The following is a 15,387-nucleotide window of genomic DNA, read 5'->3' as shown; positions in this document are numbered from 1 at the left end:
TGGATACTTTTTCACGCCAACCCGAAACCGCCCGTTGCCACCGCGACCGAATTCCATGTAGAATCACCCGTTCTGCGGGCGTCGTATAATGGCCATTACCTCAGCTTCCCAAGCTGATGACGTGGGTTCGATTCCCATCGCCCGCTCCACTTTCCGGCTGCATCGCAGCCTGCGCGTCAGCCGCCTCGTCGAAGGCGGCTTTTTTGTACCGCGCGCCGGTCCGGCCGGCGCGGCAACCGCGCCACGGGCCCTCGCCCGCAACCGAGCCTTTCTCTGTCACCGATGATGCACGACGACCCGAACGAAGCCGGCCTGCCGCCGCACGACGACGCCATCCCCGACGAAGCCGCCGCCGGCGACGACGCGGTCAATCCGCTGCACCGCCGCCGCATCCGCAGCTTCGTGACCCGCGCCGGCCGCGTGTCGACCGGCCAGCGCCGCGCGCTCGACGATCTCGGCCCGCGCTTCGTCGTCCCGTACACGCCGGAAACGCCCGACTGGAGCGCCGTGTTCGGCCGCAACGCGCCGCGCATCCTCGAGATCGGCTTCGGGATGGGCGCATCGACCGCCGAAATCGCCGCGCACCGCCCGGACGACGACTTCCTCGGCGTCGAGGTGCACGAGCCGGGCGTCGGCGCGCTGCTCAAGCTGATCGGCGAGCAGGACCTGACGAACATCCGCATCATCCAGCACGACGCGGTCGAAGTGCTCGAGCACATGCTCGCGCCGGACAGCCTCGACGGCGTGCACATCTTCTTCCCCGATCCGTGGCACAAGGCGCGGCATCACAAGCGCCGGCTGATCCAGCCGCCGCTCGTCAAGCTGCTCGCGTCGCGCCTGAAGCCCGGCGCGTACTTGCATTGCGCAACCGACTGGCAGAACTACGCGGAACAGATGCTCGAAGTGCTCGGCGCCGAGCCGTCGCTCGAGAACACCGCCGACGGCTACGCGCCCCGCCCCGACTACCGCCCGGTGACGAAATTCGAGCGGCGCGGGATCCGGCTCGGCCACGGCGTCTGGGACCTGATCTTCCGCAAGCGCGCAGGCTGAGCACAGCGCGTCACGCAAGCCACACGAGCAACGACGGCCCGACCGGCATCTGCCGGCCGGGCCGTCCGTCATTGGGCTCGCCGAACCGCGCGTCAGGCGTCAGGACCAGACTGCGCCGCCCCGCGTCACGCCCAGTTCAGCCAGCCGCTGTATCCGACCAGCAGCACGAACAGGCCGAACACGATCCGGTACCACGCGAACGCGGTGAAATCGTGCGACGCAACGTAGCGCAGCAGCCAGCGCACGCACGCGAACGCGCTGACGAACGACGCCGCGAGCCCCAGCGCGAACAGCCCGATCGAATCGACCGTGAACGCGTGCCAGTCCTTGACGGTTTCGTAGAGCGTCGCGCCGAAGATGATCGGAATCGCGAGGAAGAACGAGAATTCGGTCGCGACGCGCCGGTCGAGGCCGAACAGCATCCCGCCGATGATCGTCGAGCCCGAGCGCGACATGCCCGGAACCAGCGCGAAGCATTGCGCGAGGCCGACCTTGAGCGCATCGAGCGGCGTCAGCGCATCGACCGACTGCACGCGCGGCGCCTCGCCGCGCTCGCGCTGCCGCGCCTCGGCCAGCAGGATGATCGCGCCGCCGACGACGAGCGCGAACGCGACCGGCACCGGCGAAAACAGCACCGCCTTGATCTTCTTCTCGAACAGCAGGCCGAGCGCGACCGCGGGAATCGTCGCGATCACGACGTTGAGCGCGAAGCGCCGCGCGTCGGGCCGGCTCGGCAGCCCGGCGACGACCGACGCGATCCGGCGCCGATACTCCCAGCACACGGCGAGGATCGCGCCGAACTGGATCACGACGTCGAAGGTCTTCGCATGCGCATCGTCGAAATTCAGGAAGCTGCCCGCGACGATCAGGTGGCCGGTGCTCGACACCGGCAGGAATTCCGTCAGCCCCTCGACGACGCCGAGGATCAGTGTCTTGCAGATCAGTATCCAGTCCATCCGTGGCCCAGTTTCGAAGTGGTCGAAGAAATGGGCCACGCACCCGCCGCGGCCCGCCCGGCCGCGCGCAGTGCATCGTCACTTCTCGACGATCGCCACGCGTATGCCGTTTGTAAGAATTGTGATTGTACCGGGTTCATAATTCACGCCGGCGAATTGCAGCTGTTCCGGCTTGAACGTGTAGATCGGATAGTCGGTCAGCAACTGGGTGGCGATCATGCCGGCGGCTGCGCCGATCTGCTGCGCGTACATCTGCGCGTCGCCGTCGAGCGTCAGGTTGTCGACGGCCGGCGCCTTGATCACGACCGAGCGGCTCGGCGCGTCGTACGCGAGCTGCCCGGAAACGGTGAACTTGCCGTTGACCGGCGCGCGCAGGAACGGGCTCACGACGTGCGCGTCGACCTGCACGGCGATGCGGTTCTGGTCCGGCAGCAGGCCGACGACCGGATTCGCGAGCGACACGTCGAGCACCTGCGCGACGGTCTTCTGGTACGGGAACTTGCGCGCGACCGCCTTCTGCGCGTCGCCGCGCGAGAACGTGTAGTGGTCGGGAATGAACGGAAACGTCGACGCGCACGCGGCGAGCGACGCCGACACGCCGATGGCGGCGGTGCATGCGATGAGGAAGCGGCGCCGACGGGGCGCGCGGCTGGCGGTCATGCTGAATCTCCTATGCTTGCCGAAATGGGCGCCTGATCGATCGGGGGGCCCATGCCGATGTCAGCGCGGCTGTGACGGCTGCGTCGCGGTTTCGAGCCGGGCGAGCCACGCGAGCGCGTCGGCGCGCGACGCGCCGCACATCTCGGCCGACGGCTGCAGCCCCGAGCAGCACGCGGGCCGCTCGGGCCGGCCGAAGATCCGGCAGCGCAGGTCGTCGCCGAGCTGCGCGCAGCGCACTCCGGCCGGCTTGCCGCCGGGCATCCCCGGAATCGGGCTGGAAATCGACGGCGCGATGCAGCACGCGCCGCAAGCCTCGCGGCATGCATGGGGCGGCGGAATTTCGGCAGGCGCCGGGCGGACGGGCATTTCGACGGACAACTCGGCTCTCTCGAACGGAACGACGGCAACAACGCGGCGCCGCGCCTCGAGGCCGGCCGCCGCACCCCGCATTGTGCCATCCCCGGCTGCGACGTTATTACACAATGCGGACGAATCGCGCGTTTATATACTCGGAAGCATCTAAATGCGCGAGACCGCGATGAGCTCAGCCGACACCTTGTTCCGCCCCGATTTGCTCGCGAAGTACGGCGCGAACGGGCCGCGCTACACGTCGTACCCGACGGCGCTGCAGTTCCGCGACGACTTCGACCCGGCCGACTACGTGCGCGCGGCCGGCGACCCGGGCGCGTCGTCGAGCGAGCTGTCGCTCTACTTCCACATCCCGTTCTGCAACACGGCCTGCTTCTACTGCGGCTGCAACAAGATCGCGACCGGCAACCGCCGCCGCGCGCGCCCTTATCTCGACCAGCTCAAGCGCGAGATGGCGCTGCAGGCCGCGCTGTTCGACCCGGCGCGCCCGGTCACGCAGCTGCACTGGGGCGGCGGCACGCCGACCTTCCTGTCCGACGACGAGACGGCCGAGCTGATGGCGGCGACCCGCGAGCATTTCACGCTGGCGCAGGACGCCGACGCCGAGTTCTCGATCGAGATCGATCCGCGCACGGTCACGCCGGCGACGCTCGTCCACCTGCGCACGATCGGCTTCAACCGGCTGAGCCTCGGCGTGCAGGATTTCGATCCGGCGGTGCAGCAGGCGATCAACCGCATCCAGCCGCTCGCGATGACGGCCGACCTGCTGAGCGCCGCGCGCACGACGGGCTACCAGTCGGTCAGCGTGGACCTGATCTACGGGCTGCCGCACCAGACTGTGGCGAGCTTCGGCCGCACGCTCGAGACGATCATCGAGCTCGCGCCGGACCGGCTGTCGGTGTTCGGCTACGCGCACATGCCGCACCTGTTCAAGATGCAGCGGCAGATCGACGACGCCGCGCTGCCGCCGCCCGCGACGCGCGTCGCGCTGCTCGGGCTCGCGATCGAGATGCTGACGGCGGCGGGCTACGTGTACATCGGCATGGACCACTTCGCGCGGCCGGGCGACGAACTGGTGGCGGCCCAGCAAAACGGCACGCTGCAGCGCAATTTCCAGGGCTACAGCACGCGCGCGGACACCGACCTGATCGGCATCGGCGTGTCGTCGATCGGCAAGGTCGGCGACGTCTACGCGCAGAACGCGAAGGACCTGCCCGCATACGGCGCGGCGCTCGACGCGGGCCGGCTGCCCATCGCGCGCGGCGTGCGGCTCACCGCCGACGACCGGCTGCGCCGCGACGTGATCACGCAGCTGATGTGCAACCTCGAACTGCCGTTCTCGCACGTCGAGGCCGCGCACGGCATCCGCTTCGCCGACCATTTCGCGCGCGAGCTGGACGCGCTGCGCGAATTCGAGCGCGACGCCCTGCTGAGCATCGCCGGCGACCGCCTGACGATCCATCCGGCCGGCCGGATGGTCGTGCGCAACATCGCGATGGCGTTCGACGCGTATCTCGCCCACACGCCGCAGCAGCGCTACTCGCGCACGGTCTGAGCGGGTCGCCGGCCGCGCACGCGCGGCCGGTTGTTGATACAGTGTGGGCCTCATGTCCGCAGCAGAACCCGCACCATGCGCACCACCAAGGCGACCCACGCGGTCGAACGCCTGAAAACCCGCTCCGGCAACCCGCACCTCGCGGCGGTCGCGATGCCCGGCGGCCTGTTCTATCTCGTCGACCGCTCGAGCGGCGCCGCCGAAAAACGCTGCGAGCCGTTGCCGCTCGACGAATTCGTCAAGTTCGTCGACGACCTTGGCCCCAAAAAACCGCGCAAGGCCAGCAAGCTCGACCTCGCATTCGAGGAACAGATCAAGAACAGCAAGCGATAAGCTGCATTGCAGGGCTTCTGAAGGCTGGCTGCCCGTCCCGTTTGGTACAATTGACGAGTTTTTCTATCTCCGCTGACGGCCGACCAGGCTGCATGACCACCATGAATATCGAACAAGCGCGTTTCAACATGATCGAGCAGCAGATCCGTCCATGGGACGTCCTGGATCTGGAAGTTCTGGGCCTGCTGTCGATCGTCAAGCGCGAGAATTTCGTCCCGGCCGCATACCGCGACCTGGCGTTCGCCGACCTCGAACTGCCGCTGCCGGGCGGTCACAAGATGCTGTTCCCGCGCGTCGAGGCGCGCGTGCTGCAGGAGCTCGCGGTGAAGAAGCACGAGAACGTGCTGCTGATCGGCGCGGGCTCGGGTTACCTGGCCGCGCTGTTCGCGGCGCGCGCGCAACACGTGACGGCCGTCGAGATCGACCCGGTGGTCGCGAAGCTCGCGGAAGACAACCTGCGCAACAACGGTGTGACGAACGCCGAGGTCGTGCTCGGCGACGGCTCGCGCGGCTGGCCGGCGAAGGCGCCGTACGACGTGATCTGCGTCGCGGGCGGCCTGCCCGTCGTGCCGCAGGAGATGCTCGAGCAGCTCAAGACCGGCGGCCGCCTGTCGGCGTTCGTCGGCGGCCGTCCGGTGATGAAGGCGCAGGTCATCACGCGCATCGACGACAAGCAGTACCGCGTCGCCGACGTGTTCGAAACCTACGTCGACCACCTCGTCAACGCGATCGAGCCGTCGCGCTTCAAGTTCTGAGCACCATCATGCAGATCCTGACGCCCGCGATGCTCGCGGACTGGCTCGCCGACAAGACCCGCCCCGCGCCCGTCGTGCTCGACGTGCGCGAGCCGTGGGAAATCGCGACCGCGCAGATCGCGGGCAGCGTGTCGATCCCGATGCAGCAGATTCCCGCGCGCAGCGAGGAGCTGGACGACGAAGCCGAGATCGTCTGCGTGTGCCATCACGGGATGCGCAGCGCGCAGGTCGCGATGTTCCTCGAATCGCGCGGCTTCACGAAGCTCTACAACCTGCAGGGCGGGATCGACGCGTGGTCGCGCGACGTCGATCCGGCCGTGCCGCGGTACTGACCTGACTGACCGGCCGGCCGCACGAATTGCCCGACGGGCGCGCGCTGCGCGCCCGTTTCTCTTTCCGCCCTACTCCGTTTCCTTCAGTGCTTCCGCGACGATCGCGAACAGCTCGGCAATCTGCGCCTCCTCGACGATGAGCGGCGGCGAGAACGCGAGGATGTCGCCCGTATAGCGCACCATCGCGCCCTTCTGGTAGCACCTGACGAACACGTCGTACGCGCGCGCGCCTGGCTTGCCGTCGCGCGGCTTCAGCTCGACGCCGCCGACGAGGCCGAGATTGCGCACGTCGATCACGTGCGGCGCGTCCTTCAGCGTGTGGATCTCGCGCTCGAACACCGGCGCCATCCGCGCGGCGCGGTCGAACAGCTTCTCGCGCTCGTACAGGTCGATCGTCGCGCACGCGGCGGCGGCCGCGAGCGGATGCCCCGAATACGTATAGCCGTGGAACAGCTCGATGCCGGCCGGCGCGCCGTTCACGATCGTGTCGTGGATCGCATCGCTCGCTGCGACCGCGCCCATCGGCACCGCCGCGTTGTTGGTGCCCTTCGCCATCGTCAGCAGGTCGGGCGTCACGTTGAAGAACTGCGCGGCGAACGGCGCGCCCAGGCGCCCCCAGCCGGTGATCACCTCGTCGAAGATCAGCAGGATGCCGTGCCGGTCGCACAGCTCGCGCAGGCGCTCGAGATAGCCCTTCGGCGGAATCAGCACGCCCGTCGAGCCGGCGACCGGCTCGACGATCACCGCGGCGATCGTCGACGCGTCGTGCAGCGCGACGAGCCGCTCGAGCTCGTCGGCGAGGTGCGCACCCCACGCGGGCTGCCCTTTCGAGAACGCGGCTTCGTTGAGGTTCAGCGTATGCGGCAGATGGTCGACCGACGGCAGCAGCGCGCCCGAAAACGCCTTGCGGTTCGGCGCGATCCCGCCGACCGAGATGCCGCCGAAGCCGACGCCGTGATAGCCGCGCTCGCGGCCGATGAAGCGGGTGCGCTGCCCTTCGCCGCGCGCGCGGTGATACGCGAGCGCGATCTTCAGCGCGGTATCGACCGCTTCCGAGCCGGAGTTCGTGAAGAAGATGTGCTTGAGGTCGCCGGGCGTATGGCGCGCGATCCGGGTGGCCGCCTCGAACGCCTTCGGATGGCCCATCTGGAAGGTCGGCGCGAAATCCATCTCTTCGGCCTGCGCCTTCACCGCCGCGACGATCTCGTCGCGCCCGTGCCCGGCGTTCACGCACCAGAGCCCGGCGGTACCGTCGAGAATGCGCCGGCCGTCGTGCGACGTGTAGTACATCCCCTTCGCCGATACCAGCAGGCGCGGCGCATCCTTGAACTGGCGGTTGGCGGTAAACGGCATCCAGAAGGCGGACAGATCGGGGGCGTTCGTTTGCTGCTGACTCATGGCGGCTCCTCGGTGGAATCGTTCGGCGCGGCTGCGCGGTGGCAGGGCGCGCCGGCGTGGTGCGAAGACATGGTGCGAAGCAATGCGAAACCCGAGTGTAAGCACCGCAACGGTGAAGCACAACCGTGCACCATTTGCGCCCGCGCGCCTGCACCGCGACGAGCCATTCGTGCCGCACGACGCGTCACGCGCACCGCGCCGCCGCCCGCGCGACGCACGTCCGCCGTGCATGCGCGCGGCTGGCACATGCCTTGCGTAATGCCGATGGTCGGCGCCGCAGCGGCGCACGCACATCCAACACGTCAAGGGGAACCCGATGAAACGTCGCAGTCTGTTGAAGTTCGGATCGATGGCCGGCGCGCTCGCGCTGGCAGGCAAGAGCCCGTTCGCGCACGCCGCCGATTCGGGCACGGGCCCGATCAAGGTCGGCATCCTGCATTCGCTGTCCGGCACGATGGCGATCTCCGAGACGTCGCTGAAGGACACCGCGCTGATGACGATCGCCGACATCAACAAGAGCGGCGGCGTGCTGGGCCGCAAGCTCGAGCCGGTCGTCGTCGATCCCGCGTCGAACTGGCCGCTGTTCGCCGAGAAGGCGCGGCAGCTCCTCACGCAGGACAAGGTCGCGTGCGTGTTCGGCTGCTGGACCTCGGTGTCGCGCAAGTCGGTGCTGCCCGTGTTCGAGGAGCTGAACGGCCTGCTCTACTATCCGGTGCAGTACGAGGGCGAGGAAATGTCGCGCAACGTGTTCTACACGGGCGCCGCGCCGAACCAGCAGGCGATTCCCGCGGTCGAGTACCTGATGAGCGCCGAAGGCGGCGGCGCGAAGCGCTTCTTCCTGCTCGGCACCGACTACGTGTATCCGCGCACGACCAACAAGATCCTGCGCGCGTTCCTCAAATCGAAGGGCGTGAAGGAGGCCGACATTCAGGAGGTCTACACGCCGTTCGGCCACAGCGATTACCAGACCATCGTCGCGAACATCAAGAACTTCTCGCAAGGCGGCAAGACGACCGTGATCTCGACGATCAACGGCGACTCGAACGTGCCGTTCTACAAGGAGCTCGGCAACCAGGGGATCAAGGCGACCGACGTGCCGGTCGTCGCGTTCTCGGTCGGCGAGGAAGAGCTGCGCGGGATCGACACGAAGCCGCTCGTCGGGCATCTCGCCGCGTGGAACTACTTCATGTCGGTGAAGAACCCGTCGAACACGAAGTTCAAGGAGCAGTTCGCCGCGTGGGTGAAGGCGAACAACCTGCCCGGCGGCGCGAAGCGCGTGACCAACGACCCGATGGAAGCGACCTTCGTCGGCATCCACATGTGGAAGCAGGCAGTCGAGAAGGCGAAGAGCACCGACGTCGACAAGGTGCGCGTCGCGATGATCGGCCAGAGCGTCACCGCGCCGTCCGGCTTCACGCTGACGATGGACGGCAACCATCACCTGCACAAGCCGGTGATGATCGGCGAGATCCGCGGCGACGGGCAGTTCAACGTCGTGTGGAAGACCAAGACCGCGATTCGCGCGCAGCCGTGGAGCCCGTTCATCGCGGGCAACCAGGGCAAGCCGGACGTCGTCAGCTCGATTCCGGCGTTCCTGCGCCGGCAGCGCGCGGCGCTGGCCTGATGCGGCAAGGGGCGCCGCGCGAACGCGTGGCGCTCCCGGTCACGGCGGTTCGCCGTTGCGGCACGCCGGCTTCGGCCGCGATCGCGAACCGTCACCGCGCCCGCCGACACCCCGGCATCGCCGCAGGAGACCTCTTCCCCACGTCTGCCAGGACTTCCCGATGCCTACACTCCTCCGCCGCGCCGCCGTCGCGCTCGTTGCGTGCACCGCCCTCGCCGGCGTCGCGCCGCGCGCGGCCTTCGCGCTGACGGCCGCCGACACCGCCGCGCTCGCCGGCGACGACTTCGACGCGAAGACTGCCGCGATCGAATGGCTCGCCGCCGACCCCGATCCGCACGCCGTGACGCTGCTCGATGCGCTGTCGTCCGGCGACGCGCTCGCGACCGGCGACGGCCGCATCCTGATCCAGACCGGCGACGCCGCGCACGACGCGCTGACGCAAGCCGCCGCGCAGCCCGGCGACGCGCAGCCGGTGATGCTCAACAACCTGCTGCGCACGAAGATCGCCGCCGCGCTGTCGGGCCGCGCGCTCGCGTCGCCGGACGTCGCGGCGCGGCGCGACGCGATCGACGCGCTGCTGAAGTCGCCCGATCCCGCGCTGAAGCCGATGATCGACCGCGCCCGCGCGAACGAGACCGACCCGTCGCTGAAGCGCCGTCTCGACGCGCTGTGGGCGATCGCCGCGCTGCACGATGCCGATCCGGCGAAGCGTCTCGACGCGGTGCGGCTCGTCGCCGCGCGCAGCGATCTCGACATGATCGAGCAGTTGCGCCCGCTCGTCGCGAAGAACGCCGACGGCAGCTATACGGAACCGGACGCGCGCGTGCGCGACGCCGCGCAGCAAGGGCTCGACGCGCTGCACGCATTGCAGCGCCGCGGCGAGATCGCCGGCACCCTGTTCGCGGGCCTGTCGCTCGGCAGCGTGCTGCTGCTCGCGGCGCTCGGCCTCGCGATCACCTACGGCCTGATCGGCGTGATCAACATGGCGCACGGCGAATTCCTGATGATCGGCGCATATGCGACCTACGTCGTGCAGACGCTGGTGCAGCGTTTCGCGCCGGCCGCGTTCGACTGGTATCCGCTCGTCGCGGTGCCCGCGTCGTTCGCCGCTGCCGCGCTCGTCGGCATCGTGCTGGAGCGGCTCGTACTGCGGCACCTGTACGGCCGCCCGCTCGAGACGCTGCTCGCGACCTTCGGCGTGAGCCTGATCCTGATCCAGGCGATGCGGATGCTGTTCGGCGCGCAGAACGTGCAGGTCGTGAACCCGTCTTGGATGAGCGGCGGCGTGACCGTGATGCAGAACCTGATCCTGCCGTACAACCGGCTCGTGATCCTCGCGTTCGCGCTCGCGGTGGTGTTCATCGCGTGGGCCGTGCTGACGAAGACGCGGCTCGGCCTGTTCGTGCGCGCGGTCACGCAGAACCGCCGGATGGCCGCGTGCGTCGGCGTGAAGACCGCGCGCGTCGACGCGTATGCGTTCGCGTTCGGCGCGGGCATCGCGGGCCTCGGCGGCTGCGCGCTGTCGCAGATCGGCAACGTCGGCCCGGATCTCGGCCAGAACTACATCATCGATTCGTTCATGGCCGTCGTGCTGGGCGGCGTCGGGCAGATCGCCGGCACCGTGCTCGGCGGCTTCGGGCTCGGCCTCGTCAGCAAGGCGATCGAGCCGTTCTGGGGCGCGGTGCTCGCGAAGATCGCGGTGCTCGTGATGATCGTGCTGTTCATCCAGAAACGTCCGCAGGGCATGTTCGCCCTGAAGGGACGCAGCGCGGAGGCCTGACATGACCGCATTGACCGATTCGTTGCCGAACGCGTCCGCCGCGGCCACGCCGCCCGCCGCCGAGCGCGTGCAGGCCGGGTTCGCGCTCGGCCTGCCGCCGCGCCCCGCGCTGCTGTCGCGCCGCGCATGGCTCGCGCTCGTCGCGCTGTGCATCGCGATCGGCGCCGGCGTGCCGCTCGCCGCGCTCGTCGCGCCCGAGTCGAGCGCGTTCCACCTGTCCGCGTATGCGATGACGCTCGCCGGCAAGCTGATGTGCTACGCGATCGCTGCGCTCGCGCTCGATCTCGTGTGGGGCTACTGCGGCATCCTGAGTCTCGGCCACGGCCTGTTCTTCGCGCTCGGCGGCTATGCGATCGGCATGTACCTGATGCGCGAGATCGGCCGCGACGGCAAGTACGGCAGCGACCTGCCCGACTTCATGGTGTTTCTCGACTGGCATCAGTTGCCGTGGTACTGGAGCGGCACGCAGCATCTCGCGGTCGCGCTGCTGCTGGTCGTGCTCGTGCCCGCGATGCTCGCGTGGGTGTTCGGCTTCTTCACGTTCCGCTCGCGCGTGAAGGGCGTGTACCTGTCGATCATCACGCAGGCGCTGACGTTCGCCGCGATGCTGCTGTTCTACCGCAACGAGACCGGCTTCGGCGGCAACAACGGCTTTACCGACTTCAAGCGCATCGCGGGCTTCCCGATCACGTCGCCCGGCACGCGCACGGTGCTGTTCCTGCTGACCTTCGCTGCGCTCGTGCTCGCGTTCGTCGCCGCGCGCGCGATCGTCACGAGCAAGCTCGGGCGCGTCGTCACCGCGGTGCGCGACGGCGAGACGCGGCTGATGTTCCTCGGCTACAGCCCGCTCGCGTACAAGCTGTTCGTGTGGACCGCGTCGGCCGTGCTGTGCGGCATCGCGGGCGCGTTGTACGTGCCGCAGGTCGGCATCATCAACCCCGGCGAGATGTCGCCGGGCAATTCGATCGAGATGGCGATCTGGGTCGCCGTCGGCGGACGCGGCACGCTGATCGGGCCGATCGTCGGCGCGTTCGCGGTGAACGGCGCAAAGAGCTTTTTCACCGCGTATTTCGCCGAATACTGGCTGTTCTTCCTCGGCCTGATCTTCGTGCTCGTGCCGCTGCTGCTGCCGCGCGGGATCATGGGGCTCGTCGAAGCCGCCATCGCGAAGGGGAAACGCGCATGAACGGAACCGCCCTCTACCAGTTCGCGCCGCCGAGCGAGGACGAGCTGCTCGCGGTCAGCGGCTCGGCGTCGATGGGGCGCGTCGTGACGCCCGGCATCGACACGTCGCACGGCACGATCCTTTATCTCGAGGATATCGAAGTGAGCTTCGACGGCTTCCGTGCGCTGAAGAAACTGTCGCTGTCGATCGACGCGGGCGAGCTGCGCTGCGTGATCGGCCCGAACGGCGCGGGCAAGACGACGATGATGGACGTGATCACCGGCAAGACGCGTCCCGACGCGGGCAAGGTGTTTCTCGGCCAGACGCTCGACCTCGCGCGGATGAGCGAGCCGGAGATCGCGCGCGCGGGCATCGGCCGCAAGTTCCAGAAGCCGACGGTGTTCGAGCAGCACCCGGTGTGGGAAAACCTCGAGCTCGCGATGCAGACCGACAAGGGCTGGCTCGCGTCGCTGCGTGCGCGGCTCGACAAGGCCGCGCAGGCGAAGATCGAGGAGACGCTCGCGCTGATCGGCCTCGAAGCGCACGCGTTCCGCGCGGCCGGCGAGCTGTCGCACGGGCAGAAGCAGCGGCTCGAGATCGGCATGCTGCTGATGCAGCGCCCCGCGCTGCTGCTGCTCGACGAGCCCGCGGCGGGCATGACCGATCACGAGACGATGGAGCTCGCGGACCTGCTGAACACGCTGCGCGGCACCTGCTCGATGATGGTCGTCGAGCACGACATGGAATTCGTCGCGGCGCTCGCGGGTGACGCGGGGCGCGTGACGGTGATGGCCGAAGGCGCGGTGCTCGCGCACGGCACGCTCGATCAGGTCAAGCGCGACGACGCGGTGATCGAGTCTTATCTCGGACGATGACGCGATGCTGAAGATCGACTCGCTGAACCAGTATTACGGCGGCAGCCATATCCTGCGCAACGTGACGCTTTCCGCCGACGACGGCAAGCTGACCGTGCTGCTCGGCCGCAACGGCGTCGGCAAGACGACGCTGCTGCGCTGCCTGATGGGCGTCGTCGCCGCGAAGAGCGGCACGGTGGCGTGGCGCGGCGCGCCGCTCGGCGCGCTGCCGCCGTATGCACGCGTCGCGGCCGGGCTGGCCTATGTGCCGCAGGGCCGCGACATCTTTCCGCGGCTCACCGTCGAGGAAAACCTGCTCGTCGGCGCGGCGAGCCGGAAAGCGCCGTCGAAAGTGCCGGACCGCATCTACGACCTGTTTCCGGTGCTGAAGGACATGCGCGCGCGGCGCGGCGGCGACCTGTCGGGCGGCCAGCAGCAGCAGCTCGCGATCGGCCGCGCGCTGATGAGCGAACCGCAGTTGCTGATCCTCGACGAGCCGACCGAAGGGATCCAGCCGTCGATCATCCAGGACATCGGCCGCACGCTGCGGCAGCTCGTCGACGAAACGAAGATGACGGTGCTGCTCGTCGAGCAGTACTACGACTTCGCGCGCTCGATCGCCGACCATTACTGGGTGATGAGCCGCGGCGAGATCGTCGCGGGCGGCGAGGCGCGGGACATGGAAAGCAATGGCGTGCGGGAGTTGATCGCCGTGTAGCAGCGGCGCCGGATCGCGGGTGCGGCAGATGGATTATTGTTCCGGTAGCATCCACGTTCCCCGCGTCCGTTTCCCGTGCCCCGCCTGCCGATGTCCGCCCCCGATTCCCACGTGTCGCTGTCCCGCCCCGCCGTCGCCAAGTCCTGGCGCGCCCGTCTCGAACTCGGCTTCGAGCGGCACGGCGCGCGCACGACGCTCGTCCACCGCCTGCACGACGGCCCGCTGCGCGTGCAGCGGCCGCTGTATCCGGAAGGCGACGCGATCTGCCACGCGGTGATCGTCCATCCGCCGGGCGGCGTCGCGGGCGGCGACCGGCTCGACCTCGACATCGCGCTCGGCAACGGCGCGCATGCGGTGCTGACGACGCCCGGCGCGACCAAGTGGTACAAGTCGAACGGCCTCGACGCGACGCAGCGCATCGGCATCGTGCTCGGCGAGAACGCGAAGCTCGACTGGCTGCCGCAGAACAACCTGCTCTTCGACGCGGCGCACGCGTCGCTCGCCTTCACGCTGACGCTCGGCGCGGGCGCGAGCGCGCTCGGCTGGGACGCGACGCAGCTCGGCCGGCAGGCGGCCGGCGAAGCATGGACGACGGGCCGCGTCGCGTCGACGTCGGCCATCGTCGACGCCGCCGGCCGGCCGCTGTGGACCGAGCGCGCGCTGCTCGATGCCGACGACGCGCTGCGCGGCGCGCCGCAGGCGCTCGCGGGCTTCCCGGTCTACGGCACGCTGTGGGCGATCGGCGCCGCGTGCGACGCCGCGCTCGCGGAATCGCTCGCCGAACGGATGCCGTTCGACGATACCTTGCGCGCAGGCGCGACCTGCGTGACGCCCGGCGTCGTGCTCGTGCGCGCGCTCGCGACGTCGATGGAGGCGCTGCAACGGCACTTCGTCGACTGCTGGCTGCATCTGCGCCCGATCGTGCACGGCGTCGCCGCGCAGCCGCTGCGGCTCTGGCAGACCTGACCCCGCCCGCCTGAACGCCCCATTTCGGCGCAGCGCCGCGCCCGGCGGTGCACGCCGCGCATGCACCGCGCACCACGAACGCGCATCCGGCGCCGTTCCGCGTGCATGGCACGCGGCTTGCTCCTTACATATGCGATACACACGGCACGCCGGATGATGCGGTGCTACGATGAAATCGCGCTTCTGCACGGCGGCAGTGCACCGAGAAACAATTACGTTTTCCTGAACGCTTGCCTTCATGAAACTGACTCCCCGCGAAAAAGACAAGCTGCTGATCTTCACGGCAGCGCTGCTGGCCGAGCGCCGCCGTGCGCGCGGCCTCAAGCTCAACTATCCGGAAGCGGTCGCGTTCATCACCGCCGCGCTGATGGAAGCCGCGCGCGACGGCAGGACCGTCGCCGAGGTGATGCACTACGGCACCACGCTGCTCACGCGCGACGACGTGATGGAAGGCGTGCCCGAGATGATCCCCGACATCCAGGTCGAAGCGACCTTCCCCGACGGCACGAAGCTCGTCACGGTCCACCATCCGATTCCGTGAGGCACTCCGAATGATTCCCGGCGAAATCCTCACCGACGACGGCGAGCACGAACTGAACGCGGGCCGCGCGACGCTCACGCTGACGGTCGCGAACACCGGCGACCGCCCGGTGCAGGTCGGCTCGCACTACCACTTCCACGAAGTCAACGACGCGCTGTCGTTCGATCGCGCGGCCGCACGCGGCTTCCGGCTCAACATCGCGGCCGGCACCGCGGTGCGCTTCGAGCCGGGCCAGACCCGCACGGTCGAGCTCGTCGAGCTGGCCGGCGAACGCGCCGTCTACGGCTTTCAGGGCAAGGTGATGGGGCCGCTGTAAGCCGCCCCGCTCTTC

The 15,387-nt window shown here is 68.8% G+C and carries 17 protein-coding genes and 1 tRNA gene; 14 read left to right on the top strand and 4 right to left on the bottom strand.

From position 1 onward, the window contains the following. Positions 1-74: 74 nt before the first annotated feature. Both KY49_RS03155 and trmB read left to right on the top strand, forming a co-directional pair. A tRNA-Gly gene (locus KY49_RS03155) sits at positions 75-149 on the top strand. Between the two features lie 133 nt (positions 150-282). After that, positions 283-1,050: a tRNA (guanosine(46)-N7)-methyltransferase TrmB gene (gene trmB / locus KY49_RS03150; RefSeq protein ID WP_042583336.1), complete on the top strand. Its 768-nt coding sequence runs from the start codon at positions 283-285 to the stop codon at positions 1,048-1,050. A 125-nt stretch (positions 1,051-1,175) separates the two neighbouring features. Here trmB and KY49_RS03145 read toward each other — a convergent pair whose 3' ends face one another. From KY49_RS03145 to KY49_RS03135, 3 genes are all read right to left on the bottom strand, one after another. Continuing rightward, positions 1,176-2,006 carry an undecaprenyl-diphosphate phosphatase gene (locus KY49_RS03145; protein WP_042583335.1) on the bottom strand — a complete coding sequence of 277 codons (831 nt, stop codon included), beginning with the start codon at positions 2,004-2,006 and terminating at the stop codon, positions 1,176-1,178. A 78-nt stretch (positions 2,007-2,084) separates the two neighbouring features. Then, positions 2,085-2,666: a DUF1439 domain-containing protein gene (locus KY49_RS03140; protein ID WP_042583334.1), complete on the bottom strand. Its 582-nt coding sequence runs from the start codon at positions 2,664-2,666 to the stop codon at positions 2,085-2,087. A gap of 60 nt (positions 2,667-2,726) precedes the next feature. Beyond that, entirely contained in the window at positions 2,727-3,032 is a 306-nt protein-coding gene (locus KY49_RS03135; RefSeq protein WP_042584530.1) for a YkgJ family cysteine cluster protein, read from the bottom strand. Positions 3,033-3,204: 172 nt separating this feature from the next. Here KY49_RS03135 and hemN point away from each other — a divergent pair, with 172 nt between their 5' ends. From hemN to KY49_RS03115, 4 genes are all read left to right on the top strand, one after another. Further along, on the top strand, positions 3,205-4,590 hold the full coding sequence (gene hemN, locus KY49_RS03130) for an oxygen-independent coproporphyrinogen III oxidase (protein WP_042584529.1): 1,386 nt from the start codon (positions 3,205-3,207) through the stop codon (positions 4,588-4,590). 75 nt (positions 4,591-4,665) lie between these two features. Next, positions 4,666-4,923: a hypothetical protein gene (locus tag KY49_RS03125; protein WP_010091619.1), complete on the top strand. Its 258-nt coding sequence runs from the start codon at positions 4,666-4,668 to the stop codon at positions 4,921-4,923. A gap of 101 nt (positions 4,924-5,024) precedes the next feature. Continuing rightward, positions 5,025-5,678 carry a protein-L-isoaspartate O-methyltransferase family protein gene (locus KY49_RS03120; RefSeq protein ID WP_042584528.1) on the top strand — a complete coding sequence of 218 codons (654 nt, stop codon included), beginning with the start codon at positions 5,025-5,027 and terminating at the stop codon, positions 5,676-5,678. An 8-nt stretch (positions 5,679-5,686) separates the two neighbouring features. Further along, the gene (locus KY49_RS03115; RefSeq protein WP_010091617.1) at positions 5,687-6,010 is read left to right on the top strand and encodes a rhodanese-like domain-containing protein; all 324 of its coding nucleotides are present in this window, start codon (positions 5,687-5,689) and stop codon (positions 6,008-6,010) included. Between the two features lie 69 nt (positions 6,011-6,079). Here the strand turns inward: KY49_RS03115 and KY49_RS03110 are convergent, their stop codons facing one another. Beyond that, the gene (locus tag KY49_RS03110; protein ID WP_042583333.1) at positions 6,080-7,408 is read right to left on the bottom strand and encodes an aspartate aminotransferase family protein; all 1,329 of its coding nucleotides are present in this window, start codon (positions 7,406-7,408) and stop codon (positions 6,080-6,082) included. 316 nt (positions 7,409-7,724) lie between these two features. On the opposite strand from KY49_RS03110, the gene urtA reads away from it, so the two are divergent. The 8 genes from urtA (at position 7,725) to KY49_RS03070 (ending at position 15,372) form a co-directional block, all read left to right on the top strand. After that, positions 7,725-9,032 carry an urea ABC transporter substrate-binding protein gene (urtA, locus tag KY49_RS03105; RefSeq protein ID WP_042583332.1) on the top strand — a complete coding sequence of 436 codons (1,308 nt, stop codon included), beginning with the start codon at positions 7,725-7,727 and terminating at the stop codon, positions 9,030-9,032. A 160-nt stretch (positions 9,033-9,192) separates the two neighbouring features. Further along, the gene (gene urtB, locus KY49_RS03100; RefSeq protein WP_042583331.1) at positions 9,193-10,812 is read left to right on the top strand and encodes an urea ABC transporter permease subunit UrtB; all 1,620 of its coding nucleotides are present in this window, start codon (positions 9,193-9,195) and stop codon (positions 10,810-10,812) included. Position 10,813: 1 nt separating this feature from the next. Further along, a complete protein-coding gene (gene urtC / locus KY49_RS03095) occupies positions 10,814-11,998 on the top strand; it encodes an urea ABC transporter permease subunit UrtC (RefSeq protein WP_042583330.1) in 1,185 nt (394 codons plus the stop codon). Then, complete coding sequence (gene urtD, locus KY49_RS03090; RefSeq protein WP_042583329.1) at positions 11,995-12,852, top strand: urea ABC transporter ATP-binding protein UrtD; 858 nt, start codon at positions 11,995-11,997, stop codon at positions 12,850-12,852. Before urtC ends, urtD begins: the two co-directional genes overlap by 4 nt. A gap of 4 nt (positions 12,853-12,856) precedes the next feature. Further along, a complete protein-coding gene (gene urtE, locus KY49_RS03085; RefSeq protein WP_042583328.1) occupies positions 12,857-13,549 on the top strand; it encodes an urea ABC transporter ATP-binding subunit UrtE in 693 nt (230 codons plus the stop codon). 90 nt (positions 13,550-13,639) lie between these two features. Further along, the gene (locus tag KY49_RS03080; RefSeq protein WP_042583327.1) at positions 13,640-14,515 is read left to right on the top strand and encodes an urease accessory protein UreD; all 876 of its coding nucleotides are present in this window, start codon (positions 13,640-13,642) and stop codon (positions 14,513-14,515) included. Between the two features lie 238 nt (positions 14,516-14,753). Continuing rightward, entirely contained in the window at positions 14,754-15,056 is a 303-nt protein-coding gene (gene ureA / locus KY49_RS03075) for an urease subunit gamma (RefSeq protein WP_010091605.1), read from the top strand. A gap of 10 nt (positions 15,057-15,066) precedes the next feature. Further along, entirely contained in the window at positions 15,067-15,372 is a 306-nt protein-coding gene (locus KY49_RS03070) for an urease subunit beta (protein WP_042583326.1), read from the top strand. The last annotated feature ends 15 nt before the right edge of the window (positions 15,373-15,387 follow it).

It is taken from the genome of Burkholderia sp. MSHR3999 (assembly GCF_000833595.1).
Taxonomy (GTDB): domain Bacteria; phylum Pseudomonadota; class Gammaproteobacteria; order Burkholderiales; family Burkholderiaceae; genus Burkholderia; species Burkholderia ubonensis.
This window is presented reverse-complemented; position numbering and strand designations above follow the sequence as displayed.